24 protein-coding genes are annotated in these 23724 nt (G+C 74.6%); 14 read left to right on the top strand and 10 right to left on the bottom strand.

What is annotated here, in order from left to right:
- Positions 1 to 193 precede the first annotated feature (193 nt).
- The 3 genes from ACFXPX_RS02215 (at position 194) to ACFXPX_RS02225 (ending at position 3680) form a co-directional block, all read left to right on the top strand.
- On the top strand, positions 194 to 1537 hold the full coding sequence (locus ACFXPX_RS02215; RefSeq protein ID WP_375883919.1) for a hemolysin family protein: 1344 nt from the start codon (positions 194 to 196) through the stop codon (positions 1535 to 1537).
- Entirely contained in the window at positions 1534 to 2580 is a 1047-nt protein-coding gene (locus ACFXPX_RS02220) for a hemolysin family protein (RefSeq protein ID WP_375883921.1), read from the top strand. The genes ACFXPX_RS02215 and ACFXPX_RS02220 overlap by 4 nt, the downstream gene beginning before the upstream one ends.
- Positions 2581 to 2693: 113 nt before the next feature.
- Entirely contained in the window at positions 2694 to 3680 is a 987-nt protein-coding gene (locus ACFXPX_RS02225) for an NAD-dependent epimerase/dehydratase family protein (RefSeq protein WP_380639252.1), read from the top strand.
- Positions 3681 to 3702: 22 nt separating this feature from the next.
- Here ACFXPX_RS02225 and ACFXPX_RS02230 read toward each other — a convergent pair whose 3' ends face one another.
- Together ACFXPX_RS02230 and ACFXPX_RS02235 are read right to left on the bottom strand one after the other, a co-directional pair.
- Positions 3703 to 5754: an AAA family ATPase gene (locus ACFXPX_RS02230; protein ID WP_380639304.1), complete on the bottom strand. Its 2052-nt coding sequence runs from the start codon at positions 5752 to 5754 to the stop codon at positions 3703 to 3705.
- A 388-nt stretch (positions 5755 to 6142) separates the two neighbouring features.
- Positions 6143 to 6799: a uridine kinase gene (locus ACFXPX_RS02235; RefSeq protein WP_375883927.1), complete on the bottom strand. Its 657-nt coding sequence runs from the start codon at positions 6797 to 6799 to the stop codon at positions 6143 to 6145.
- A 211-nt stretch (positions 6800 to 7010) separates the two neighbouring features.
- On the opposite strand from ACFXPX_RS02235, the gene ACFXPX_RS02240 reads away from it, so the two are divergent.
- Entirely contained in the window at positions 7011 to 8174 is a 1164-nt protein-coding gene (locus tag ACFXPX_RS02240; protein ID WP_375883928.1) for an acyl-CoA dehydrogenase family protein, read from the top strand.
- 153 nt (positions 8175 to 8327) lie between these two features.
- On the opposite strand, the gene ACFXPX_RS02245 is transcribed toward ACFXPX_RS02240, so the two are convergent.
- A complete protein-coding gene (locus ACFXPX_RS02245) occupies positions 8328 to 8828 on the bottom strand; it encodes a hypothetical protein (RefSeq protein WP_375883930.1) in 501 nt (166 codons plus the stop codon).
- A 232-nt stretch (positions 8829 to 9060) separates the two neighbouring features.
- Here ACFXPX_RS02245 and ACFXPX_RS02250 point away from each other — a divergent pair, with 232 nt between their 5' ends.
- The 5 genes from ACFXPX_RS02250 to fxsA all read left to right on the top strand — a co-directional run bounded on the left by ACFXPX_RS02250 (position 9061) and on the right by fxsA (position 14064).
- Positions 9061 to 9501, top strand: a complete 441-nt coding sequence (locus ACFXPX_RS02250) for an Lrp/AsnC family transcriptional regulator (RefSeq protein ID WP_218200145.1) — start codon at positions 9061 to 9063, stop codon at positions 9499 to 9501.
- Positions 9502 to 9532: 31 nt separating this feature from the next.
- Positions 9533 to 11140: an amidohydrolase gene (locus ACFXPX_RS02255; RefSeq protein ID WP_380639254.1), complete on the top strand. Its 1608-nt coding sequence runs from the start codon at positions 9533 to 9535 to the stop codon at positions 11138 to 11140.
- Between the two features lie 61 nt (positions 11141 to 11201).
- Positions 11202 to 11654: an N-acetyltransferase gene (locus ACFXPX_RS02260; protein ID WP_380639256.1), complete on the top strand. Its 453-nt coding sequence runs from the start codon at positions 11202 to 11204 to the stop codon at positions 11652 to 11654.
- Between the two features lie 123 nt (positions 11655 to 11777).
- The gene (lnt, locus tag ACFXPX_RS02265) at positions 11778 to 13430 is read left to right on the top strand and encodes an apolipoprotein N-acyltransferase (protein WP_375883938.1); all 1653 of its coding nucleotides are present in this window, start codon (positions 11778 to 11780) and stop codon (positions 13428 to 13430) included.
- Positions 13431 to 13485: 55 nt separating this feature from the next.
- On the top strand, positions 13486 to 14064 hold the full coding sequence (gene fxsA / locus ACFXPX_RS02270; RefSeq protein ID WP_380521374.1) for an FxsA family membrane protein: 579 nt from the start codon (positions 13486 to 13488) through the stop codon (positions 14062 to 14064).
- A gap of 121 nt (positions 14065 to 14185) precedes the next feature.
- Here fxsA and ACFXPX_RS02275 read toward each other — a convergent pair whose 3' ends face one another.
- The 3 genes from ACFXPX_RS02275 to ACFXPX_RS02285 form a co-directional block, all read right to left on the bottom strand.
- A complete protein-coding gene (locus tag ACFXPX_RS02275) occupies positions 14186 to 14560 on the bottom strand; it encodes an RNA polymerase-binding protein RbpA (RefSeq protein ID WP_350506367.1) in 375 nt (124 codons plus the stop codon).
- 290 nt (positions 14561 to 14850) lie between these two features.
- A complete protein-coding gene (locus tag ACFXPX_RS02280; protein ID WP_380521371.1) occupies positions 14851 to 16464 on the bottom strand; it encodes a hypothetical protein in 1614 nt (537 codons plus the stop codon).
- A 112-nt stretch (positions 16465 to 16576) separates the two neighbouring features.
- A complete protein-coding gene (locus ACFXPX_RS02285) occupies positions 16577 to 16771 on the bottom strand; it encodes a hypothetical protein (RefSeq protein WP_188305060.1) in 195 nt (64 codons plus the stop codon).
- Positions 16772 to 17192: 421 nt separating this feature from the next.
- Between ACFXPX_RS02285 and ACFXPX_RS02290 the strand changes: the two genes are divergently transcribed.
- From ACFXPX_RS02290 to ACFXPX_RS02305, 4 genes are all read left to right on the top strand, one after another.
- Positions 17193 to 17585, top strand: coding sequence for an ankyrin repeat domain-containing protein (locus tag ACFXPX_RS02290; protein ID WP_380587877.1), 393 nt, complete (start codon positions 17193 to 17195; stop codon positions 17583 to 17585).
- Positions 17586 to 17609: 24 nt separating this feature from the next.
- Entirely contained in the window at positions 17610 to 18125 is a 516-nt protein-coding gene (locus ACFXPX_RS02295; protein ID WP_380401381.1) for a GNAT family N-acetyltransferase, read from the top strand.
- Between the two features lie 29 nt (positions 18126 to 18154).
- Positions 18155 to 19228 (top strand): serine hydrolase domain-containing protein, encoded by a 1074-nt coding sequence (locus ACFXPX_RS02300; RefSeq protein ID WP_380639258.1) that lies wholly within the window; start codon positions 18155 to 18157, stop codon positions 19226 to 19228.
- Between the two features lie 95 nt (positions 19229 to 19323).
- Positions 19324 to 19824, top strand: a complete 501-nt coding sequence (locus ACFXPX_RS02305; protein ID WP_380639260.1) for an NUDIX domain-containing protein — start codon at positions 19324 to 19326, stop codon at positions 19822 to 19824.
- Between the two features lie 9 nt (positions 19825 to 19833).
- On the opposite strand, the gene ACFXPX_RS02310 is transcribed toward ACFXPX_RS02305, so the two are convergent.
- From ACFXPX_RS02310 to ACFXPX_RS02320, 3 genes are all read right to left on the bottom strand, one after another.
- Positions 19834 to 20484 carry a vitamin K epoxide reductase family protein gene (locus ACFXPX_RS02310; RefSeq protein ID WP_380639262.1) on the bottom strand — a complete coding sequence of 217 codons (651 nt, stop codon included), beginning with the start codon at positions 20482 to 20484 and terminating at the stop codon, positions 19834 to 19836.
- A 122-nt stretch (positions 20485 to 20606) separates the two neighbouring features.
- A complete protein-coding gene (locus tag ACFXPX_RS02315; RefSeq protein ID WP_380401389.1) occupies positions 20607 to 21413 on the bottom strand; it encodes a DsbA family protein in 807 nt (268 codons plus the stop codon).
- A gap of 145 nt (positions 21414 to 21558) precedes the next feature.
- Positions 21559 to 22233, bottom strand: coding sequence for a hypothetical protein (locus ACFXPX_RS02320; RefSeq protein ID WP_375883962.1), 675 nt, complete (start codon positions 22231 to 22233; stop codon positions 21559 to 21561).
- A 180-nt stretch (positions 22234 to 22413) separates the two neighbouring features.
- On the opposite strand from ACFXPX_RS02320, the gene ACFXPX_RS02325 reads away from it, so the two are divergent.
- Positions 22414 to 23292, top strand: a complete 879-nt coding sequence (locus ACFXPX_RS02325) for a CHAD domain-containing protein (protein ID WP_380639264.1) — start codon at positions 22414 to 22416, stop codon at positions 23290 to 23292.
- Between the two features lie 20 nt (positions 23293 to 23312).
- Here the strand turns inward: ACFXPX_RS02325 and ACFXPX_RS02330 are convergent, their stop codons facing one another.
- Positions 23313 to 23633 (bottom strand): DUF6980 family protein, encoded by a 321-nt coding sequence (locus tag ACFXPX_RS02330; protein WP_380521357.1) that lies wholly within the window; start codon positions 23631 to 23633, stop codon positions 23313 to 23315.
- Between the last annotated feature and the right edge of the window lie 91 nt (positions 23634 to 23724).

Consider the following 23724-nt stretch of genomic DNA (forward strand, 5'->3'; position numbering starts at 1 on the left):
CGGCGGGTCCGAACACGCTTCCTACCGTCGCGCCGATATGGTCTACGCTGGTAAAAGTGGGGCAAAACTTCATCCTGCCCCCGGCACGACCTGTACCGCACCGACCAGAGGAGTGACACTCCCCCTCGATGGACGATCCGTCCGGTAGTACCTGCGCCGCCTCGCTTCCGACCTCCGGAAGGCAGGCGGCACTGTGATCACCGCCTGGCTGCTGTTGCTCGCGGCCCTGCTCCTGATCCTCGCCAACGGCCTCTTCGTGGCCGCCGAGTTCGCCTTCGTGACCGCCGACCGCGGCGCGGTGGAACGTTCCGCCGAAGCCGGCGACGTCAAGTCCCGCCGGGTCTCCCGGGCCCTGCGGCACCTGTCCTTCGAACTCTCCGGCGCCCAGCTGGGCATCACCGTCACCTCGCTGGTGGTCGGCATGCTCGCCGAGCCGGCGCTGTCGACCCTGCTCTCGCCCGTGATGTCGGGCATCGGGGTGCCGGACTCGGCCGCCCGCGGTGTCGCCGTGGTGGTCGGCATGGTGCTGGCCACCGTCGTGCAGATGGTGATCGGCGAGCTGGTCCCCAAGAACTGGGCGATCTCCCGCCCGCTCCAGGTGGCCCGCGCGGTCGCCGCCCCGCACATGGCCTTCTCCTTCGCCTGCCGCCCGCTGATCAGCTTCCTGAACGGCGCCGCGGACCGCACCGTCCGGGCCTTCGGCATCGAGCCGCAGGAGGAGCTGGAGCACGCCCGCACCCCGGCCGAGCTGGTCTCGCTGGCCCGGCACTCGGCCAAGGCCGGCGCCATAGACGAGGAGTCGGCGACCCTGTTCGTCCGCACCCTCGGCCTCGGCGAGCTCACCGCCGAGTCCGTGATGACCCCGCGGATCGACGTCGCCGCCCTCCAGCGCGACGCCACCGCCTCCGACGTCATCAACCTGACCCGGGCCACCGGCCTGTCCCGCTTCCCCGTCTACACCGACACCGTGGACGAGATCACCGGCATCGTGACGCTCAAGGACGCCCTCGCCGTCCCGGCCGCCCGCCGCGGCCTGGTCCGGGTCGCCGAGCTGGCCTCGCCGCCGCTGCTGGTGCCCGAGACCCTGCCCGCCGAGCGGCTGCTGGACCAGCTGCGCCGCCTCCAGCCGATGGCCATCGTGGTCGACGAGTACGGCGGCACCGCCGGGGTCGTCACCGTCGAGGACATCGTCGAGGAGATCGTCGGCGAGGTGCAGGACGAGCACGACCCGGAGGACCACCCCGACCTGCTCCAGCTGCCGGCCGTCGACGGCCTGCCCGTCTGGGAGGCGGACGGCCGCGCCCGGCTCGACCAGCTGGAGGCGATCGGCCTGAACGCCCCGGACGGCCCGTACGAGACCCTGGCGGGCCTGGTCTCCGACCTGCTCGGCAAGCTCCCCGAGGTGGGTGAGCAGGCCGAACTGCCCGGCTGGCGGTTCACCGTGACCGGTGTCGACCGGCACCGCACCAGCCAGGTCCGGGTGGAGCGCACCAGCGCGCCCGGCCGGTTCGGCGAGAACGGGGAGGGCGTCCGATGACCGTGCTCCAACTCGCCGTCGCCGTCGTGCTCCTGCTCGGCAACGCGTTCTTCGTCGGCGCGGAGTTCGCCGTCGTCTCGGTGCGCCGCAGCCAGATCGAGCCGCTCGCCGAGGCCGGGCACAAGCGCGCCCGGACGGTGCTGCACGCGCTGTCGAACGTCTCCGCGATGCTGGCCGCCGCCCAACTCGGCATCACCGTCTGCTCGCTGGGCCTCGGTGCGCTCGCCGAACCGACCATCGCCTCCCTGCTGGAGGGCCCGTTCCACGCGATCGGCGTCCCGTCCGGCCTGATGCACCCGCTCTCGTACGGGATCTCGCTGGCCCTCGTGGTCTTCCTGCACATGGTGATCGGCGAGATGGTGCCGAAGAACATGGCGATGGCCGGCCCGGAGCGGGCCGCGCTGCTGCTCGGCCCGCCGCTGGACCGGCTGGCCCGCTGGCTCGCCCCGGTGATCCGGGCGCTCAACGCCTGCGCCAACGGCGTGCTGCGGCTGTTCCGGGTGGAGGCCAAGGACGAGGTCGAGTCGGTGTTCACCACCGAGCAGCTGATGTACCTGCTGGTCGACTCCCGGGACGCCGGCCTGCTCGACGAGGACCGCCAGGAACGCCTGGAGGACGCCCTGGAGCTGGGCCGCCGCCCGGTCACCGACGTCCTGCTGCGGCCCGAGCAGCTGGTCACCGTGGACCCGAAGGCGACCGCCGCCGAGGTCGAGGAGCTCGCCCTGCGCACCGGCTTCTCGCGCTTCCCGGTCACCGACGGGGACCCGGCCGGCCACGGCTACCTGGGCTACCTCCACCTCAAGGACATCCTCGACGTGGACGACCCGTCGGCGCCCGTCCCGGCCCGGCTGTGGCGGCCGATCACGGTGCTGCGCGGCAGCCTCCCGCTGGACGACGCCCTCGGCGCGATGCGCCGGGCCACCTGCCACCTGGCCGCCGTGCTGGACCAGGACGGCCGCACGGTCGGCGTGGTGATGCTGGAGGACGTCCTGGAGGAACTGGTCGGCGAGATGCACGACCCGGACCACCGGACGACCGCCTAGCCTCGGGAAGCACCCGAAGGCCCCCATCCGGCGACGCCTGTCCGCCGAGGGCGAATCTGCCCACAGCAGGCAACGGTTCCCCTGCCGGCCACCCTCGGAGGAGGGTGGTCGGCATGAGACTCCTGCTGCTGGGTGGAACGAAGTTCGTCGGACGGGCCGTCGCCGAGGAGGCGCTGGCCAGGGGCTGGGAGGTGACGGCCCTCAACCGCGGCACGCAGCCCGCGCCCGAGGGCGTCCGGGTGCTGCGGGGCGACCGCACCGCCGAGGACGGCCTCGCCGCGCTCGGCACGGGGGAGTGGGACGCGGTGGTGGACACCTGGTCCTGGGCCCCGGCGGCGGTGCGCGACAGCGCCCGGCGGCTGAACGGCCGGGTCGGCCACTACGCGTACGTCTCCAGCCGCTCGGTGTACGACCACCCGCTGCGCGCCGGGGCCGACGAGAGCGCACCGGTGGTCGACTCAGCCCCGGACCTCACCGGTGAGGTGGGCTACGCGGAGGCCAAGCGCGGCGCCGAACTGGCCCTGGAGGCGGAGTACGGCGGGCGCGCCCTGCTGGTCCGCGCCGGACTGATCCTCGGCCCGTACGAGGACATCGGCCGGCTGCCCTGGTGGCTGAACCGGATCGCCCGGGGCGGCCCGGTGCTCGCTCCCGGCCCGCGCGAGCTGCCGCTGCAGTACATCGACGGCCGCGACCTCGCCGCCTGGACCCTGGACGCGGTGGCGGCCCGGCTGGGCGGGCCGTACAACGTGGTCAGCCCGGCCGGCCACACCACCATGGGCGGGCTGCTGGAGGCCTGCGTCGGGGCCACCGGCTCGGACGCCGAGCTGCGCTGGACCGACCCGGAGCGGATCCTGGCGGCCGGTGTGCAGCCCTGGACGGAGCTGCCGGTCTGGCTGGCGCCCGGTGAGCTCTACGACTTCCTGCACGGCGCCTCGGTCGCCCGCGCCGTCGACGCCGGGCTGCGCTGCCGCCCGGTCGCCGAGACGGTCGAGGACACCTGGGCCTGGCTGCGGTCGATCGGCGGCGAGGCCCCGCAGCGCGCCGACCGGCCGAGGGTCGGCCTCGACCCGGAGCGCGAGGCGGAGCTGCTCAGGGGCTGAGGCCCGGTGGGGGAGCCGGTCGTCAGCCCCGGCCGTCGATCAGCTCCCCGTACGCCTGCACCAGGTCCGGCAGCCGCAGCGTCGCCAGGTCCTCCCGGCCCGGCGCCACGCGCAGCAGCGAGAGCCGCAGGTCCCGGTAGGCGCAGGACTTCTCGTACAGGGTGCGGATGAACCGGCCGTTGCCCAGCTCGTCGATCCAGCCCTCGCGCACCACGTGGGTGCAGATGCTGGCCAGCTCCTCGGCCGCGTCCTCGTCCCAGCCGTCGCCGTCCCGGCCGGCCAGCGCCGCGCCGATCGCGGTCAGTTCGTTCGGCCGGTAGCTGGGGAAGTCGACCCGGGTGGTGAAGCGGGAGTTGAGGCCGGGGTTGGTGGCGAGCAGCCGGTTCATCCCCTCCGGGTAGCCGGCCAGGATCACCACCAGCCGGTCCCGGTTGTCCTCGGCCCGCTTGAGCAGCACCTGGAGCGCCTCGTCGCCATAGGCGTCGCCCTTGGTGTAGCCGGAGTTGGAGAGGCTGTACGCCTCGTCGATGAACAGCACGCCGTCCAGCGCGGAGTCGATCAGCTCGTTCGCCTTGACGGCGGTCTGGCCGAGGAACTCGCCCACCAGGTCCGCGCGTTGGGCCTCCACCAGGTGGTCGCCGGAGAGCAGTCCGAGGGCGTGGAAGACCCGGCCGAGGATCCGTGCCACGGTGGTCTTGCCGGTGCCGGACGGGCCGGAGAAGACGAAGTGCCGCTTCGGCGGCTGGACCGGCAGCCCCTGCTCGGCCCGCAGCCTCGACATCCTCAACTGGGCCGAGAGCGCCCTGACTTGGCGCTTGACCGGCTCCAGGCCGACCATCAGCGAGAGTTCGGCCAGGGCCGCGTCCAACTCCCGTTCGTTGCCGGCGGTCCGGGGCGGCGGAGCGGCGGCGGTGCGGGGCTGGGCCTCGCCGCGCACCGGCAGCGGCGGTGCGGCGGGGCCGGCCGGGGCGCCCGAACCCGAGCGTTCGCCGGCCGCCTGGGGTGCGCCGCCCGCGGCGGCGGGGTCCGGTTCCGGCGCGGTGAGCGGGCCGTCCACGAGGGTCGCGTCCACCGCGGGCCCGCCGCCGACCGGGGCGCCGCCGACCGGGGCGGTGCCGGTGCCGAACTCGGCGTCGTAGAGCGGCCCTTCGGCGTAGCCGGGGTCCTCCTGGTAGCCCGTCCCACCGCCCGCCCCGGCTCCCTCCGGACCCACGCCGTCGAGGCCGCTCCCGTCCAGCCCGGCCCCGTCGAGCCCGCCCCCGTCGAGCCCGCCCCCGTCGAGCCCGCCCCCGTCGAGCCCGCCCCCGTCCGGGCCGAACCCGTCCAGCCCGCCGGAGCGCCCGTCCGCGAGCAGCCCGTCCGCGAGCGCGTCCTCGGCCGAGATGGCCGTCAGCCGGGCCGAGGTGTCCATGAACGCCGGGTCCGCCCGGTGCACCGCCCGGTAGAGCGGCAGCGCCGCGGCGCTGCGCCCGGCCCCCTCGTAGGCCCGGGCCAGCCAGTAGCGCAGCTCCTTGCGCTGCGGCTGCTCGGAGCGGCAGCGGGCCAGTGAGGCGGCCAGCGGGGCCTGCGCCTGGGCGCACATGTCCAGCCGCACCCGGGCCATGCCGGCGAAGAGCCCGGCCTCGATGCCCAGCAGCGGGTCGTCCAGCAGCCGGTCGGTGTCCCGGATCAACTGCTCCCAGTCCTTGAGCAGGTAGGACCGGCAGGCGTACAGGAACTGCGCGGACGGGTCCTCGCTGGGGGCCGGGCACTGCTCCAACGCCCGGTCCAGCTCGGCCAGGTGGCGGCCGTCCAGCCAGTGCGAGGCGTGCGCCAGCGCGAGGTCGCGGGCGTCCTCCAGCACCGGCTGCACCCACCACCCCAGCCAGTACCAGGAGCTGAGCGGGCGGCGGTGCAGCCGCCGCTGCTCGCCGAAGCGGTTCTGGTTGCGGTACATGGCGAGCAGGGCGGCCGAGGTGTCGCTGCGCAGCGCGTGCAGGCCGAGCCAGGCGTCGGCCATGCCGGGGTCCAGCCGGACGGCCGCCCGGAACTCCTCCTCGGCCCGGGCGTAGGCACCGGCGGTGTAGGCGTCCATGGCCCGCAGCCAGGCCCGGTCGGCGAGCCGGTCCGGGCCGCCCGCCGTGCTGTCGGAACTGTCGACCGTCGTCACTCACGCCCCCCGCGGTGTGGCCCGGGGCTCGGCCGGCGGATCGCCTGTACGCAGCCGGGCCGGTGGTCGTCGAGCCCCCGGGGCGCATATGCGCCTACCGGGAATCGTACCGGCGCGGGGCTGATCCGGAAGGGTGCCGCACAGAGTCAAATGCGATCGCGCACACGGTGGTTGGGCGGCCGGATGGCCGAAAAACCGCTGACCGGGGGGCTGGGGGAGGGGACCGGACGGCGCTCCCGGCTCACGGGGGAACAAGTCGGGAGCGCCGGGTCCGAAGCGGCCGGAACGGTGGGTTCCGGCGACTGAGGAGAACCTAAGTCCTGGTGATGTCGCAGGTCAAGGGCTTAGTTGAAGGTTCACCGACGGTGCTCGGCACGATCCGCCCGGTCACCCCGTCGACCCTGGTGGCGGCGTGCGGACGGCTCGGGTCGGCGGCGAAGTGCGCCGCCTCCGCGCGGGCCCAACCCGCCCAGAACGCGGCGAGTTCCGGCCCGTCCCGCTCCTCGCCGCGCCGACGGGCCGCAGCGGCCTCCAGCTCCATCCAGATCACCCGGGCCAGCCACGGCCGTACCTCGCGGCGCCCCGCGCCGACCCCCTCCACCAGCACCACCGGGGCGAGCGGCACCCGGGCGGTGCCGGCGAAACGGCGCAGCGTCCAGTCGTACACCCGGTGCTCGGCGTCGCGGCCGGCCGCCAGCGGCTCCAGCACCTGCTCGCGCAGCCGCCCGGTCCAGTCGAAGAGCTCGGTGTGGGTGGCCAGGTCGTCGAGGTGGACCACCGGTGCGCCGCCGAGCGCTGCCGCCAGCCGCCCGGCGAAGGTCGTCTTGCCGGAGCCCGCGTGCCCGTCCACCGCGACCAGCCGCACCGGCCCGCAGGAGGGCGGCAGCGCCCGCAGCTCCCGGACCAGCCCGGTCAGCGGGTCGGCGGGAGCGGGCGGACGGGAGGAGGGGGCGGTTCCGGATGCAGCCACAACGTCAACCCTACGGTGCCGTAGCCCACCACTGCGGACAGATCATCTGTGCAGGTCGTGACGGCAGCGCGGGTTTCGGGCATACTCGCCTTCGCCACGCCTGTGAACGGCCGTTCACCGCAACCCGGTGCCGGTCGGGCCGACCTGCCACACCCGCGCCGGACCACCCGCCACCCCGGGCCGGCGCCCGATCGAGGAGGCGACCCTCGCCATGACCCCGTCCCCCGTGAAAGCCGTGGAGCGCCAGCTGCCCAGCGAGGAGGCCCGCGAGCTGCTGAGCCTCACCCGGGACCTGGTCCAGCGCGAGCTCCAGCCGCGCGCGGCGGAGGACGAGGCCGCGGACCGCTTCCCCCGGGAGGTCTTCCGCACCCTCGGCGAGGCCGGCCTGCTCTCCCTCCCGTACGACGAGAAGTACGGCGGCGGCGAGCAGCCCTACGAGGTGTACCTCCAGGTCCTGGAGGAGCTCGCCGCGGGCTGGCTGGCGGTGGGCCTCGGCGTCAGCGTGCACACCCTGTCCTGCCACGCGCTGGCCACCTTCGGCAGCGACGAGCAGCGCGAGACGTGGCTGCCCGGCATGCTCTCCGGCGAACAGCTCGGCGCCTACTGCCTCTCCGAGCCGCAGTCCGGCTCCGACGCGGCGGCCCTGCGCACCCGCGCCGACCTCGACGGGGACGAGTACGTCGTCAACGGCACCAAGGCGTGGATCACCCACGGCGGCCAGGCCGACTTCTACAGTGCCCTGGTGCGCACCGGGGTGGACGGCCCCAAGGGCATCAGCTGCCTGCTCGTGCCCGGCGCCCAGCAGGGCCTGTCGGCCGCGCCGCCGGAGCACAAGATGGGCATGCGTTCCTCGCCGACCGCCCAGCTGCACTTCGACGGTGCCCGGGTGCCCCGCGAGCGGCTGGTCGGGGAGGAGGGCCAGGGCTTCCAGATCGCGCTCGCCGCGCTGGACTCCGGCCGCCTCGGCATCGCCGCCTGTGCCGTCGGCGTCGCCCAGGCCGCGCTCGACCTCGCCGTCGACTACGCCCGCACCCGGCGCCAGTTCGGCCGCCCGATCGCGGACTTCCAGGGCCTGTCCTTCATGCTCGCCGACATGGCCACCCAGATCGAGGCCGGGCGGTCGCTCTACCTCGCCGCCGCGCGGCTGCGGGACGCGGGCCGGCCGTTCTCCAAGGAGGCGGCGATGGCCAAGCTGTTCTGCACCGACGCCGCGATGCGGGTGACCACCGACGCCGTCCAGGTGCTCGGCGGCTACGGCTACACCCAGGACTTCCCGGCCGAGCGCTACATGCGCGAGGCCAAGGTGCTGCAGATCGTCGAGGGCACCAACCAGATCCAGCGCCTGGTGATCGGCCGCCACCTCACCAAGGGCTGAGCCGAGGCGGGCCCGGAGCCCGGCCCGGTGCCGAAGCCCGGCTCGGGGGCCGCGGCCTCCCCGATACGGCCCCCGGCCGTCACTCCAGGGTGCGGAGTGACGACCGGGGGCAATTCTCCGATCAGGCGTCAACTCGCCTGCTGCCGCAGCGAATCAGCGCCGCGCGAGCCGCCGGCGCTGCTCCGGGATGGTGGCGAGCGGGACGGCCGAGGCGACCGCCCGCCCGGCCTTGGCCGGGGCGGCGACACCGCCGCCCGCGCTGCGCACCGGGCGGTGCACCGGTGCGTGCGAGAACGGCTGGGTGCGCCAGTCGAGCCCGCTCGGCAGCTTGCACAGCGCCTCGAACCCGGTCGGTTCGGCGTCCTCCCGGGTCTCCGCCTCGGCCAGGTCGTCGGTCAGGGTGCCCGAGCCGGGGCAGATCGCGGGGGCGAAGGGGTTCCAGGCCGTCGGCAGCAGTGCGTGCTGCGGCAGTTGCTCCTCGTCCGCCACCAGGGCGATCGGGCGGCGGCACTCGGGGCAGTGGACCCGGAAGATGTCCCAGGTCTCGGCGTCGCCGGGGTCGGTGCCCGGCGCGTGGTCGACCGCGAGGTCGTCGCGGCCGGACAGATCGTCGGTCTCGTCGAGAGCCAGCACGCGCTGGTCGGTAGCAGGCATGGAGATCCCCCTAGGATCGGGCCCGGCGTGGTCGCTCTGGGGCCACAACCAGCACTTCCCTGCGACTCGGGCTCATAACCCTGCGGACTTGCGCACCGTGATGCACCGGGTGTGTCCTTGGCCACACCGCCCGCCACATTCACCAGGCACATGCCCGTGCGACACCTGCGGTCCGACCCCGTGCAACCACCGTGCGCCCCCCGTGCTCCCCGAGCGGGTAGGTTTGCGCACCGTGGAGGATCTCGACCAACGCATCGTCCAGCTGCTCCTAGAGGACGGCCGGATGAGCTACACGGACCTGGGCAAGGCCACCGGCCTGTCCACCTCGGCGGTGCACCAGCGGGTGCGCCGCCTCGAACAGCGCGGGGTGATCCGCGGCTACACCGCGATCGTCGACCCCGACGCCGTCGACCTGGCGCTGACCGCGTTCATCTCGGTCAAGCCCTTCGACCCCAGCGCCCCGGACGACACCCCGGAGAGACTGGCCGGCCTGCCCGAGATCGAGGCCTGCCACAGCGTCGCCGGCGACGAGAACTACATCCTCAAGGTCCGGGTCGGCGCCCCGGGCGACCTGGAGGACCTGCTGGCGCGGATCCGCAGCGCCGCCGGAGTGTCCACCCGCACCACGGTGGTGCTCTCCACCCCCTACGAGGCACGACCCCCGAAGATCTGAGCGCGAACCGGCGGGGTGCAGACTTGGGCGCATGACCGAACGCACCTCCCGGACCGTCCTGCTGCGCGGCGGCGCCGTCTACAGCCCCGCCGACCCCTTCGCCACCGCGATGCTCGTGGAGGGCGGGCACGTCGCCTGGGTCGGCAGCGACGGCGCCGCCGAGGCGTACGCCGCGACCGCCGACGAGATCGTCGAGCTGGACGGCGCCCTGGTCACCCCCGCCTTCGTCGACGCCCATGTGCACGCCACCTCCACCGGGCTGGCGCTCACCGGCCTCGACCTCACCGGCAGCCCCTCGCTGCCCGCCGCGCTGGCCGCCGTCACCGCCTTCGTCGAGGCGCAGCCGGAGACCGGCGGAGTGCTGATCGGCCACGGCTGGGACGAGACCGGCTGGCCCGAGGGCCGCCCGCCCACGCGCGCCGAACTCGACGCGGCCGCCCGCGGCGCGGCGCTCTACCTCTCCCGCACCGACGTCCACTCCGCGCTCGCCACCACCGCGCTGCGCACCCTCACCGAGGACCTCACCGAGCGCCCCGGCCACCACGCCGACGGCCCGCTCACCAAGGACGCCCACCACGCCGTCCGGCAGACCGCGCTGGCGCACCTCACCCCCGAGCAGCGCCGCCGCGCCCAGCGCGCCACCCTGGCCCGCGCCGCCGAACTCGGCATCGGCGCCCTGCACGAGTGCGCCGGCCCGGAGATCTCCTCCGAGGCCGACCTCGCCGCGCTGCTGGAGCTGGCCGCCGAGGGCGAGGGCCCCGAGGTCTTCGGCTACTGGGGCGAGCTGGGCGGCATCGAGACCGCCCGCCGGCTCGGCGCGGTGGGCGCCGGCGGCGACCTCTTCGTGGACGGCGCGCTCGGCTCGCACACCGCCTGCCTGCACGCCCGGTACGCCGACGCCGAGCACACCGGCACCGCCTACCTGACCGCCGAGCAGGTCGCCGACCACGTCGCCGCCTGCACCGGGGCCGGACTGCAGGCCGGTTTCCACGCGATCGGCGACGCGGCGCTCGCCGCCGTGATCGAGGGCGTGCGCACGGCCGGGGAGCGGGTCGGCGCCGACCGGGTCAAGGCGCTGCGCCACCGCGTCGAGCACGCCGAGGCCCTGGACGACAAGGCGATCGCGGCCTTCGGCGAACTCGGCCTCACGGCCTCCGTCCAGCCCGCCTTCGACGCCGCCTGGGGCGGCCCGGAGGGCATGTACGCGCAGCGCCTGGGCGCCGAGCGGGCGGCCGGCCTCAACCCGTACGCGGCCCTGCTGCGGGCCGGTGTCCCGCTGGCCTTCGGCTCGGACGCCCCGGTCACCCCGCTCGACCCCTGGGGCACCGTCCGCGCCGCGGCCTTCCACCGGACCCTGGAGCACCGGATCTCGGTCCGCGCCGCCTTCACCGCCCACACCCGCGGCGGCTGGCGCGCGATCGGCCGCGACCACGACGGCGTGCTGGTGCCCGGCGCGGTCGCCAACTACGCGCTCTGGGCCGCCGACGAGTTGGTCGTCCAGGCCCCGGACTCCCGGGTGGCGGGCTGGTCCACCGACCCGCGCTCCGGCACCCCCGGCCTGCCCGACCTCACCCCGGGCCACGAACTCCCGCTCTGCCTGCGCACGGTGGTCCGCGGCCGCACCGTGTACGAGCGGTAACACCGTGCACGAGCGGTAATTCGGGTGATCGGCGGGCGGTCGCCCTCGTAGGGTGCCGACCATGACCGAGATCGTCCCCGCCGACTTCACCGTCCCGCGCGAGCTGCTCGCCCCGGAGTTCCGCCTGGAACCCCTGGGCGAGCAGCACAACGCCTCCGACCACGCCGCCTGGACAGGCAGTACCGCACACATCCGTGCTACCCCCGGCTGGGCGGGCCGCGGCTGGCCGCCCGCCGACGGCATGCCCCTGGCGGACAACCTCGCGGACCTGCGCCGGCACGCCGCCGACTTCGAGGCCCGCCGGGGCTTCACCTACACCGTCCTGGAGCCGGACCGGGCCGAGGTGATCGGCTGCGTGTACATCTACCCGGACCGCGAGGACGCCTCCGTGGTCTCGGTCAGCTCCTGGGTCCGCGCCGACCGCGCCGAGCTGGACGCCCCGCTGTACCGCGCCGTCTCCGCCTGGCTCACCGACCACTGGCCGCTGGGGCGCTTCCACTACGCGGAGCGCTGACCCCACCACCCCCCCCCCCGAACCGGCCCAGCACCCTGACCTCACGCGCCCGCGACGTTCCGGGGTACCTTCTTCGCACAGCGTCCGAACAGCAAGCCCCAGGAAGATGGTGCGCCGGTGGCCATGCCCGTCACCCAGGAGCGGTCCGGGACCGCTCCCGAGCAGCCGGAACCGGCCCCGACCCCCGGCCGCCTCGCCCGCGCCCTCGCCAAGGTCCGGGCCGGCCTGCCGCGCACCGGCCTCGCCGCGCTGTCCGGCCTGCTGCTCGCGTTCGCCTTCCCGCCGTACGACCTCTGGCCGCTGTCGCTGCTGGGCGTCGCCGCGCTGTCGCTGCTCACCCGCGGCCGCACCTTCCGCCAGGGCGCCTGGACGGGCTTCGCCTTCGGCTTCCCGTTCTTCCTGATGCTGCTCAGCTGGCTGCGGGTGGTCGGCTGGGACGCGACCGTCGGCCTGTCGGTGATCGAGGCGCTGTTCCTGGCCCTGCTCGGCGGGGCGCTGGCGCTCACCTCCCGGCTGCCCGGCTGGGCGTTCTGGGCGGCCGCCCTGTGGGTCACCCAGGAGTGGGCGCGCGACCGGCTGCCGCTGGGCGGCTTCCCCTGGGGCCGACTGGCCTTCGCCAACACCGCGACGCCGTACACCCCGCTGGCCGCCCTCGGCGGCGCGCCGCTGGTGACCTTCGCCGTCGCCCTGTCCGGCACCCTGCTCGCCTGGGCCGCGCTGCGCCTGCGCGGGCCGGGCCGGGCCCCGAAGGCGGCCGCGCTGGCGGCGCTCGGCGCGGTGGCCGCGCTGCTGGCCGGCTACCTCGTCCCGGTGCCCACCGCCGCGGCCGACACCGTGAAGGTCGCCATCGTCCAGGGCAACGTGCCCAACCCGGGCATGGACTTCCTCGGCCGCCCGATGATGGTGCTCAACAACCACGCCTCGGCCACCGAGCGCCTGGCCGCCGACGTGCAGGCGGGCAAGGTCCCGCGCCCCGACGTGGTGATCTGGCCGGAGAACTCCTCCGACCTGGACCCGTTCAGCGACCCGCTGGCCCGCCAGCGCATCGACGAGGCGGTCAAGGCCGTCGGCGTGCCCACCCTGGTCGGCACCCTGGTGGACGGCCCGGACGCGCAGCACGTCCAGAACGAGGGCATCGTCTGGGACCCGGTCACCGGCCCCGGCGCCTCCTACACCAAGCAGCACCCCGTCCCGTTCGGCGAGTACGTGCCGTTCCGGGCCCAGCTGATGAAGGTGATCACCCGCCTCCAGCGGGTCGCCCGCGACTTCTACCCCGGCGACCACAACGGCGTGATGCAGCTCGGCCCGGCGCGGATCGGCGACGTGATCTGCTTCGAGGTGGCCTACGACGAGATCGTCCGGGACACGGTGGACAGCGGCGCCCGGGTCCTGGTCGTCCAGACCAACAACGCGACCTACGCCGAGACCGGCCAGCCCGAGCAGCAGCTGGCGATGAGCCGGCTGCGCGCGGTCGAGCACGGCCGGGCCGTGCTGATCGCCGCCACCAGCGGCATCAGCGCCGTGATCGCCCCGGACGGCACCGTCGAGCAGCGCACCCGGGAGCTGACCCCGGCCGAGCTGTCCGCCACCGTCCCGCTGCGCGACGGCACCACGGTCGCCGACGAGGTCGGCTCCGCCCCGGAGTGGACGCTGGCCGTCGGCGGCCTGCTGGCCTGCGCCGCCGCCCTGCTGGTCGGCCGCCGCCGGAAGGCCGTGGACGGAACGCTCCACGGAACACCGGCCGCCGCGGAATCGTTGGACCAGGTGGTGCCGTAGCCGGCCCGGACCTCCCGTGCGGCGCGCAGAGCACCGCTTGGAGTGGATCCGTACCGTGACCCAGCAAGCTACCCCCGCCCGTCCGGCCCCGCGTAGCAGGCTGCGCCGGGTGCTGCCGCTGCTGTTCACCGCCTGGCTGGTGCTGGAGATCTGGCTGCTGGTGCAGGTCGCCTCCTGGCTCGGCGGCCTCACCGTCCTGCTGCTGCTCATCGCCGGCGCGGTGATCGGCGGCTCGCTGATCAAGCGGGCCGGGCTCAAGGCCCTGTCGGCGGCGATCGAGCAGAGCAAGAACCCGCAGTCCGAGCAGCCGCAGACCGGCACCAGCATGACCGTGGGGGCCGGGCTGCTGCTGATCGTGCCGGGCTTCCTGTCCGACCTGGTCGCCCTGACCCTGCTGTTCCCGCCGACCCGGGCGCTGTGGCGGGTGGCGGGCCGCCGGATCGCGGACAAGGCGATGCGCAGCACCTCCGCCGTGGGCGCCGACGCGTTCGCGGACGCGATGCGGCTGCAGGAGCAGATGCGCATCCACCGCCCGGACGGCAAGGTCGTCCAGGGCGAGGTGGTCGACCCGGAGACCGGTCCGCGCGGACCGCAGGGCCCCGACACCACCTACCGCCCGCCGATCTCCGGCTGACACCCGCTGCTCCGGCACCCACTGCTCCGGACAACGCGAACTGCTCCGGACAACGCGAAAGGGACCCTGGTGACCAGGGTCCCTTTTCGCGTCCTCCCGCCTGCGGCGGGAGCGAGATGGGTCAGGCGCTCTTGCGGGTGTCACGCGGGTGCACCGCGAGGTTCATCCCGCCGGAGCGGAGCACGGCCAGCCGCTCGGCCAGCACCTCCTCCAGCTCCTCGCGCGTCCGGCGCTCCATCAGCATGTCCCAATGGGTGCGCGTGGGCTTGGTCTTCTTCTCCTCAGGCTCGTCACCGTCGAGGAGAACCGCCTCCTGGCCGCAGAAGCGGCATTCCCAGGCCTGAGGGATCTCCGCCTCGACCGAGAAAGGAACCTCGAATCGGTGTCCGTTCTGACATGCGTACTCGACGGTCTGGCGCGGAGCCAGATCGATACCACGGTCGGTCTCGTAGCTAGTGGCCCCGAGTCGCGTGCCGCGGAGAGCTCGCTCGCTCATGAATCGTGCCTCCCGGGCTTAATGGCCCACAGGACTAGTGGTCGCTGTTCTGGTCGCTGTTCTTCGTCGTTCGGTCAACGCTCGGCTTCCGACGAAGATTCCCGTCCCGGGACATGCGTCGTCTGTCGTGCCGCCCCTGTTTGTACCCACCGTCGCCCGATTTGTCACATCTGGCCGGTGATATCACCCCAGGTGTCACCAATTTCACATCTGGTGATCGTGCGGACTTTCTGTGACGAGCGTACCGGTCGGCGATTCCGCGGCGCCGGTCGCCCCCGCTTCCCGGGCGGTCAGGAGATCGGTCGGGAACGGATCATCGGCTCGGTCTTGCCGAGGTCGACCGGGCGGGCGGGCGCGGCGGCGTCCGGCGGGACCACCGGCGGGCGGTCCGGTCGGGGCGGCGCCGCGGAGGCGGGCTCGGTCCGGCTGTCGCGGTGCGGCAGCAGGGCGATCACCGCGTCGCGCAGTTGGGCCGGGGCCTCCTCGTCCAGCGGGTCGACGGTGGCGGGCACCTGGAGCCGGACCGGGGTGCCGTTGCCGATCCGGGCGTAGCCGCGGCCGACCGGGGCGTGGGCGGCGGGCACGATGTCCAGCGGCGCGCCGAGCGCGGCGTGGCCCTCCTCGGGCCCGGCCGGGCCGAGCAGCACCCTGGCCCGGGCGGTGGCCCGGACGGTCGGGGTGATCCGGTCCCGGGCCTCGACGTCGTCGGCGATCACCACGGTGACCCGGGCGGCGCGGCCGTGCCGCAGCGGCAGCTCCAGCAGCTCCTGCGGGTCGGGGCGGCCCTCGGCGTGGGCGAGCTCGCCCAGCTCGGTCGGGTGGTCCAGCAGCAGCCAGAGCGGCCGGGTGAGGTCCTCGGGCAGCGGGGTGCCGGTGTGCCGGGCGGTGTTCAGCGCGGTGAGCCGCCGCTCGGTCTCCTGGGCGGCCCACTCCAGGGCGGCCAGCGCGCCGTGCAGGCTGGTCTCCACGGTGTGCACGCCGGGCCGGTTGACCAGGCAGGCGTGCTCCCCAGTGCCGGCGCCGTCGATCACCACCAGGTCGCCGTACGGGAGCGCCTGGAGCGCGATCGAGCGGATCAGGCTGGAGGTGCCGTAGCCGGCGACGCCGAGGGCCAGCAGGTGCGGCTCGGAGGAGCGCGGGCCGGTGCGCCAGACCACCGGCGGCTGCTGGGCGGTGGCCCCGCCCTGGTGGACCGGGATGGTGCGGGCGGTGCCGTCCTCGTCGGTGAAGCCGAGCACGATCTCGCCCGGGGCGGCGACGAAGCGCTGGGCGGCGATGTCGGTGGGCAGTGGGGCCAGCGCGGTGATCCGCAGCCGGTTGGACTCCTCGTCCCAGTCGAAGCGGTACTCCCGGGCCCGCCCGGCCTTGCCCTGGACGACCTGCTCGATCCGGGCCCGGGCGGCGGGCTCGGTGTCGGTGAAGTAGGCGGGGTAGCTCAGCTCCAGCCGGGAGAGCCGGCCCTCGCCGTCGAACTCCCAGGAGCCGAAGGCGTTCTTGTAGCCGCCCTCGAAGTGGTACAGCGGATTGGCGTCCTCGGGGCCGCACAGGTACGGCGTGAGCGCCGAGTAGAGGGCGGCGAGCTTGACGTCGGCGACGTCGGGCGCGGGCGGGGCGGGCGCCGCCTTGGGGGCCCGGCCGGCCCAGGCGGCGCTGGCCATCAGGCCGACCAGGGCGAACAGCAGGCCGTGCGGCAGCAGGTAGATGCCGACCAGCATGGCGGCCGACAGGAACAGCGTCGGGCCGCGCCGCTCCTTCGGGGTGGCCTGCCAGCGGCCCTTGGCCCAGCCGGCGTGGTGGCGCAGCCCGCGGCCGATCACGGTGAGCGGGGCGAACATGTCGGTGGCGTGGTCCCCGGCGGTTCGGGCGAACTCGCGGCCCTTGCCGAGATGGCGGTGGAGCGGCATTCCGTGACTCCCCGGTCGAGTGGGACGGGTGGGGTGAGGGGGCACTGCTCGTGGTACGACGGGGCCCGGGGCGGTGGGATCCGCGCCCGGGCCGGTGGGGGAGAGGCGGCGCCTAGAACCGAAGGCCGCCGAGCAGGCTCGCCAGGCTGGCGCCGCCCGCGGTGATGCTGGGGGCGATCGAGGAACCGGCGACGTAGAAGCCGAAGAGGGCGCAGACGATGGCGTGCGAGACCTTTAGTCCGTCCCTGCGGAAGAACAGAAAGGCGATGGTGCCGAACAGGACGATGCCGGAAATCGAGAGGATCACTTCTGCTCCTCGGGGAGGGGGACGGGGGACAGTGTTACTTAAAGTGCCCTAATCGTGACAAAAAGTAATAGATGATGGAACGGCGCAAATGGGTGGTTCTGCCGTTCATTGCCGTCGGGTGAGCCGGGCGGCGGTGTGCGAACCGGCCGGGGTGGGGGCCTGGAGTCGTGCGGGATCCGGGTGGGACCGGTGCCGCGAGGCATTCCCGGGGGGTGGGTGGGAAGTTTCCGGGGGGTCCCGGAAGTTCGCTCGAATGGCCGCGCAACCCGTGCGGCCGGACGTCGTACCGCACGGCGTACCGCGCCCGGGGCCGGTGGGGCCGCCGTCCGGAATCCGGACGCCCGCTGGTCCGTCGGCGGCGCGGGCCGCTACGGTGCGGTACGCACGAGCCCTCGTCACCCCTCTGGAAAGGCAGTCCGCCATGACCGATGCCCCCGACGCCGAGGTGATCGCGCTCGCCGGGAAGCTCTTCGACGCCGCCCGGGCCGGCGACACCGCCACCCTGACCACCGCGCTCGACGCCGGGGTCTCCGCGGACCTCACCAACGGCAGCGGCGACACCCTGGTGATGCTGGCCGCCTACCACGGCCACGCGGCCACCGTGGAAACCCTGCTCCAGCGCGGCGCCGACCCGAACCGCGCCAACGACAAGGGCCAGACCCCGCTCGCCGGGGCCGTCTTCAAGGGCGGCTCGGACGTCGTCGACGCCCTGCTGGCCGGCGGCGCCGACCCGAGGGCGGGTGTCCCGTCCGCCGTCGACGCCGCCGCGATGTTCGGCAAGACCGAGCTGCTCGCCCGGTTCGAGTCTCAGTAAGGGCAGGTCGTAGGCTCTTCGACCATGGAGAGCACCGCCGCGCAGGCCGCCAGCACCGTCGAGTTCCGCATCACCGGGTACGCCCACCCCGACGCGCAGGCCCTGTCGGCGGAGGTGCAGCAGGAGTACGTCCGCCGCTACGGCGACCCGGACGAGACCGTGATGCACCCCGAGGACTTCGAGGCCCCGGCCGGCCTGTTCATGATCGCCTACCTGGACGGCCGGCCGGTCGCCTGCGGCGGCTGGCGGGCCAAGCAGGCCGGCCCGGACGGACTGCGCGACGGCGACGTCGAGCTCAAGCGGATGTTCGTGGTCCCCGCCGCCCGCGGCCGGGGCCTGGCCCGGGCGGTGCTGCACCGTCTGGAGGAGACCGCGGCCGAGGCCGGGCACACCCGCGTCATCCTGGAGACCGGCAGCGAGCAGCCCGAGGCCATCGCGCTGTACGGCTCCGAGGGCTACACGGCGATCCGCAAGTTCGGCATCTACAAGGACCACCCGCTGAGCATCTGCCTCGGCAAGGAACTCCCCGCGGCGGTCTGAGTGGCCGGCGCCCCGGGTAGACACCCGGGGTGGACCACCGAGCACCCGAGGCGGAGCGCCTCCCCGCCCTGGCCGCGCCCGGCGGGGAGCTGGACCGGCTGGTCCTGGCCGGCCTGCGCGCCGTCGGCGCGGGCGCGGTCTGGGCCGTCGGCGACGCCGGGGGCGCCCTCGGCGGCGGCAGTCACGGCACCCTCGGGCAGGGCCCGTACGCGCGGCTCGCGCCGGGGCCGGACACCCTGTACGACCTCGCCAGCCTCACCAAGGTGGTGGCGCTCTGGCCCGCCGCCGGAGTGCTGTGGCAGTCCGGCCGGCTGCCGCTGGACGAACCGCTCGGCCGCTGGTGGCCGCCCGCCGCCGGGCGGCCCGTCGGCGTCGTGACGGTCCGTCAACTCATGGCCCACACGGCGGGGTTGCTGCCGTACACCCGCTTCGAGCAGCTCTACGGGCGGGAGCCGGTGGCGATCCGGGCCGGAGTGCTGGCCGCCCCGCTGCACCGTGCGCCGGGAGCGGCCGTGGAGTACACCGACCGCGCCGCCGTGCTGCTCTGCTACCTGGTCGAGGACCTCGGCGGCGCGCCGCTGGACGTCCTCGCCGAGCGCTGGACCTGGCGGCCGCTCGGCATGACCGACACCCGGTACGGGCCGCTCGGCGCCGCGGACACCGCCCGGACCGCGCCCACCGAGTGGCACGAGCCGACCGGCGCCCACCTGCACGGCGTCGTCCACGACCCCTCCGCCCGGCTGCTCGGCGGCGTCTCCGGCAACGCCGGCGTCTTCTCCACCGCCCGCGACCTGGCCCGCTTCCTCACCGCCGTGCTCGCCCCGCCGCCCGAACTCCCGTGGGGCGCGCGGTGGATCACCGCATCGCTGCGCGAGCAGACCGGCGGCCTGGCCCCCGCGCGCGGCCTGTCCTGGCTGGTCGCCGCCGGCACCGACCCGGCCGAGGGCACCTTCGTCCACTACGGCTTCACCGGCACCGGCTGCTGGGTCTCCCGCCGCCAGGGCCGCTGGGCCCTGCTGCTCAGCAACAAGGTGCACCACGACCGGAACACCCAGCCGCTGACCGACCTGCGCAACGCCTTCCGGCGAGCCGTCTTCGGGTGATACCCGATCGGGTGGATTAGGTACGAACCGCCTTTGCCGGGGCGGCGGTTGCGGCAGAGTGACCGGGACGGGCAGCGGCCGGCGGAGGAGGCGCGATGACGGAGACCTGGGCACTCACGGAGGAACAGTGGCTCGCCCGGATACTGCGCGCCTACATCGGCTGCAGCGTGCTGCTCACCGGCGAGGACGGCAAGGTCCTGCTGCTGAAAACGAGTTACCGCGACCAGTGGCAGTTCCCCGGCGGCGGGATGGACCCGGGGGAGGGCCCCGCCGAGTGCGCCGCCCGCGAACTGCGGGAGGAGACCGGGCTGTCGGCGGGCGAGCTGCGGCTGCTGGTGGTGGAGTGGCGCGAGGCGATCCCCGACCAGGGCCGGCACGCCCACCCGGCCGTGCACTTCATGTTCGACGGCGGTGCGGTCGAGCGGGGCGCGGTGATCCGGCTGCAGGCGGAGGAGATCGCCGACCACGGCTACTTCACCCCCGCCCGGGCGGCCGCCCTGCTGCACCCCAGCGCGGCGCGCCGGCTCACCGGGGCCCTGGAGGCCCGGCGCACCGGCGCCGCCGTACTGCTGCACTCGGCGGGGTACGTGGGCTGACCGGGCCGGTCAGAGGAGGGTGCTCCAGTAGTACCAGAACCGGTTCAGGACCAGCAGCGCGATCACCGCCGCCCACAGCACCGGCAGCGCCCAGTGGTAGCGCGCCGCCTCCCGGACCACCGCCCGCGCCCTGGGCCCGACCGGGATCACACCGGTGCGCAGGTTGTGCAGCGTGACGTACCAGAACAGCACCACCACCGTCGCCCAGACCACCATGCAGTACGGGCACAGCGCGCCGATCTCGTACAGCGCCTGGTCGATCAGCCAGTGCACGAACACCACGCCCAGCGCCGTCCCGGCGTGCAGGCCCAGCCAGAACCAGCGCCGGTACGCGGCGCCCGCCAGCAGCCCGGCCCCGATCGCCGCCAGCGCGCCGAACGCGGCCAGGCCGAGCAGTGGGTTCGGGAAGCCGAAGACCTCCGCCTGCTCGGTGCGCATCACCGAGCCGCAGCTGATCACCGGATTGATGTTGCAGCTGGGGACGTACGACGGGTTCTCCAGGATGCGGAGCTTGTCGAAGGTCAGGACGGCCGAGGCGGCCAGCCCGACCAGTCCGCCGAGGAACAGCAGGAGGGCGAGGGCCCGGCTCGCGCCGATCGGGCCACGGCCGGCGGCGTCGGGGACGGACGGGGAGGGGTGCACGGTGGTCGGGGCGGTCATGACAGCACACTCCGGTGGCTGGCTGGGAGGAGCCGGCCCGGCCGGGAGTTCGGCCGGGCCGGTGGTGCCGTGCGGGGCGGTGTGGTGCGGGGTGGTGAGGGACGGGTGCGGTGCGGGGCGGCCTACTGGAGGCCGGCGGCCTGCTTCACCTGGGCGGTGAACTGCTCCGGCGTGGCGGTGGTGTTGCCCGCGAACAGGTTGATCGTCTTGCCGTCCACCTTGACCGTCGGGGTGCCGGTCACCTGGCTGTTGTTGAACGCGTCGGCCACCTTCGCCGCCCACGGCGCGTACGTCCGGTCGGTGACCGCCTTCACGAAGGCGTCCGTCTTGAGCCCGGGCACCTGGCCGGCCAGGTCCAGCAGGTGGTTGACGTCGCCGAAGTCGTCGCTGCGCTCGTCCGGCTGGTTGGCGTAGAGCACGTCGTGGAAGGCCTTGAACTTGTCCACGCCCTCGTTCAGCGCGGCGCCCGCGGCGGCCAGCGCGGTGCGCGAGCCCTTGCCGCCGAGGTTCTTGTCCAGGAAGGCGGCCAGGTGGAACTCCACCTTGATCTGGCCGTCCTGGGTGAGCTGCTTGACGGTCTGGCCGTTCGCCGCCTCGAAGTGCTTGCAGACCGGGCAGCGGAAGTCCTCGTAGACCTCCATGGTGTGCGGGGCGTCGGCCTTGCCGAGGGTGATCACCGTGCCGTCCGGGCCGGTGGCGTTCGCCGGCACGACCAGCGGGGCCGAGGAGGCGGCCGCGGCCGCCTTGTCGTCGTTCTTCGAACCGGTGTTGATCGCGAGCGCGACACCGCCGGCCAGCGCCAGCACGACGACGGCGGAGACCGACACGACGATCAGCTGACGGCGCTTGGCGGCCTGCTGCTCGCGGCGCTGCGCCTCCTGGATCCGCTCGCGGGCGCTGACGCGCTTCTTGTTCTTGTCCTGAGCCATGGGGAAGTCAACTCCTGTACGCGGCGCGCGGGCGCGCGCGGGTGGCCGCACTCGGGTGCGGCGGGGGCAAGTGACGCGGAGTCGAGCGCACTGCCCACGGGCGTACGGAACCGTGCACGCTCAGGTGACGGAAGGGGGTACGCGCTCAGCAGGCAGGCGCGAGAACCGGCGGACCACGCCGGGGAGCCGGGCTCAGCACCACGTCCTCGCGGCGCGGCCGCTCGTGGTCGGACACCGGCAGCGGCACCCGCAGCACCGGGCGCACCGGGGCGGGGAGCAGCAGCAGGAGCAGCGCCCGCAGCGGGCGGGCCAGCGACTGGTGCAGCGCGCGCAGCGCCCGGGCCAGGCCGGACAGCGCGGCGTCGCCCAGCCGCAGCCAGGCCGAGGCGGCCAGCGCGATCGCCAGGTGCACCACCAGGAGCAGCAACTGGGTCGCCGCGGGCGCCAGTTCCCCGGTGTGCCCCAGCGGGCCGCCCAGCAGCGAGCCGTCCACCGAACCGCCGCCGCAGACCAGCAGGTTCACCCCGCGCGCGGACACGTGCTCGGAGAGCACCGGCCCACAGGCGGTCTGGCCCAAGTTGAAGGTGGTGTTCAGCAGCAGCTCGACCGGCACCATCACGGCGGTGATGTGCAGCAGCCGGCGTTCCCCGCCGGCCATCGCGGCCACCACCAGGAAGACGACGGCACTCGCCGTGGCCACCAGCGACAGCGACAGCGGGCGACCGGTGATGACCACCTGGCCCAACGCGGCCATCGGCACGGCGAGCGCGGTGAACACCGCGGCCCGCAGGGCCCTGGTCGCATGGGTGGAGGTCAGCACGCTCCGGAGTATGCCATGCCCCTCGTGCCGGGCACGAGGGCGCGTAGGACCCTTGACAGCCCGGGCGGTGCCCGCTCGGGCCGTGACGGTGCCCGCTCGGGCCCTGCGGGGTCGACAGCCGCCGCCCGGTGCCTACCCTGGAAGGCATCACCGGTGACCCCGACGAGGGGGTGCGCGTCCATGGCGAGGCCCGAGACCACGGTCGGAGAGGTGCTGCTCGACCGCGTCGAGGCCCAGGCGGTGGTGCTCGCCGGACTGGACGACGCCGTCCGGGCGGACGAACCCGACGCCGTGCACCGGATGCGGGTCGCCTGCCGACGGCTGCGCAGCGCGCTGCGGACCTTCCGCCGGCTCCTCGACCCCGGCGCCACCGACACCCTGGTCGCCGACCTGCGCTGGCTGGGCGCCACCCTCGGGCGGGCCCGGGACAGCGAGGTGCTCGCCGAACGGCTGGCCGCCCGGGCCCGCGAACTGCCCGAGGCCTGCGGGCCGGAACGGGTCGCCGGGTCGCTGCGGGAATGGGGCGCGGCCGAGTACCGCCGGGCCCGGCCCGAGGTGGTCGCCGCCCTCGACAGCCCCCGCCGCCGGGCGCTGACCGAAGCCCTGACCAGCCTGCTCGCCGACCCGCCGCTGCGCCCGCGCGCGGCCCGGGCCGCCGGCCCCGAGCTCTCCCGGATCGCGGCCCGCGAACAGCGCCGCACCGCCGCCCGGGTGCACACCGCCCTCACGGCCGGCCCCGCGGAACGCGACGGCGCCCTGCACGAGGCCCGCAAGGCCGCCAAGCGGGCCCGCTACGCCGGGGAGACGGCGGCACCCGCGGTCGGCGCGGCGGCGGAGCGGTACGCGGAGCGGATGAAGGCCGTCCAGGAGGTGCTGGGCGAGCACCAGGACGCGGTGGTCGCCGCCGCCGCCCTGGCGTCCCGGCCCGCGGCGGCCGGCGAGCCCTTCGCCTGCGGGGTGCTCTACGCGGGCCAGCTGGCGGCGGCGGAGGCCGCCCGGGCCCGGCTGCCGCAGGTGTGGGCGGGGGCGGCGGGCCGGAGGCTGGCGCGGTTCGAGTAGGGCCCGGGAGGCCTGTGGCCCTAGCGGGTGTCGCCGCCGGGCAGGGTGAGCCAGCGGTCGTCCTCGAACTCGGCGGGGATGTCCTGCGCCCAGGGGTCGATGCCCCGGCGTTCGAGCTCGTCGAACCAGCGGTCCCGCTGGGACTCGGGGAGCCGTGTCGCGCACCACGGGCAGAAGTCGATGCCGATGCTCGCCCGGCCGCCGTCGTGGACGACGATCCCGTACTCCTGGTACTTGGCGATGAACAGCACCACCGCGTCGGGGCAGTCGTACGGGTTGTCGTGCTGGTGGCACTGCCGGTCCAGCTGCCTGGTCATGGACTCGCAGCAGTGCGCTGTCATCGCCTCGGGTACTCCGGGTCGTCAGGTGGGGGCACGTCGGGTTCGGGTGGAGGCTACGGCCGTTCGGGGGCGCGGCGGTACCGGTTTTCCC

It is taken from the genome of Kitasatospora sp. NPDC059146, from assembly GCF_042786665.1.
Lineage (GTDB): Bacteria > Actinomycetota > Actinomycetes > Streptomycetales > Streptomycetaceae > Kitasatospora.